This is a genomic window from Paraburkholderia silviterrae, assembly GCF_004353915.1.
Taxonomy (GTDB): domain Bacteria; phylum Pseudomonadota; class Gammaproteobacteria; order Burkholderiales; family Burkholderiaceae; genus Paraburkholderia; species Paraburkholderia silviterrae.
On record NZ_SMRP01000085.1, the window covers coordinates 1 to 1,316 of the forward strand.

At 59.5% G+C, this 1,316-nt stretch carries 1 protein-coding gene; it reads right to left on the reverse strand.

The features are described from left to right. A partial coding sequence (locus EYW47_RS40630) for a type VI secretion system Vgr family protein (RefSeq protein ID WP_133200418.1) occupies positions 1-1,316 on the reverse strand: 1,316 nt, incomplete at both ends.

Sequence of the window (1,316 nt, forward strand, 5' to 3'; positions counted from 1 at the left end):
TCCACGAGCACCTGCTGCCCGCAGCGGCCATGCATGACCGTGCCCATCTGGTCGCCTTGCCACTGTTGCGCGACGCGTACCCAGATGGATGATCGCCCGTCGTACCCGCCTTCACGGTCCCACGCGTACTGGATCAGCACACGGTTGTGCTCGTCAATCTGCATTTCGGCATTCTGCGGCCCCACGATCACGGCATATTCGCAGCCGTCGATGGTCGGGCGCGGCGTGTCCTGCGGCATACGGTAAGCGAGACTGCGCGGTTGCAGGGTGAACGATGCCTCAACGGAGTACTCGGGCACGAGGTTGGATGTAATACCCCCTTCGCGGATATCCAGCGTGCAATCGAGAACGAGGTATTCGCAGTTTGCCTCGCTGTACGGATAGTGTGTCAGGGTGAACGTCTTGCCCGACTCGATACCGCGCAGGTGACCGCGACCCTCCGCACGCTTTCCTCTGCCACGTATTGCTTCCAGCTTTACGCGCGCCAGATAGCGCGCATCGTCGTGCCAGTTCGTATCGTTCTGGTCGACTTCCCAGCGTGTCCTGGGCTGAGCGTAATCGGCAAGCGTATAAGTTTCGTGATTCGCGCTAGCCGCGCCATCTGAATCGTGCCAACTCTCGCGATACGGGAGACTGTTCGTGTTCAAGCGCGGCGACAGGTAACTGTGATCATGAACGGTTACCGTGTCGAGCGTGACCGCGCACCCGTACGACAGTTGTGTGATGTGTTCTTTGTTGATGTGCCCGCCACTCGTGTGATAGCGCAGCGTTTCGTAAGCCGGACCAAGTTTGTGATATGCGCCGCAATGATCGGCTATCACGAGCACGTGCGTCCTGTCGCGATGCTCGAACCACACGACGTAGCCGAACTCTTCGCACAGCCGGAGGAAAAAATTCCAGTCGGACTCCCACGCCTGGCGGATCAGATCGCGGCTCGGATCCACAATGCCGCTAATACGCCATTCGATTGTCCCCCGATAGGGTTGCAGCGCCTTGTGCAGAATATCGGTGATCGAGCCATTGAAGACGCGCGAGTTCGTGCCGAGCGTGGCGAGCCAGCACCACGGGCGCAGCACGAACTCATAGACAGTCGCGTCGCCGTCCTTGCCCAGAACATTCACATCGGCCACGAGGCCGCTGATTTCCCGCGTTCCCGCGCCAGAGGCGGTAATCGCACCGGATGGTGCATTCCAGAAACCTTCGAGATTGATCGTGAGCGTGATTTCAGTGTCCTTGAGCTTCTCAAGGTGCAACGGATCGTTTTCCTGGTCGCTCGGGAACAGAAGCGGATGCGCGGTCACCGCCTCGACGCGATA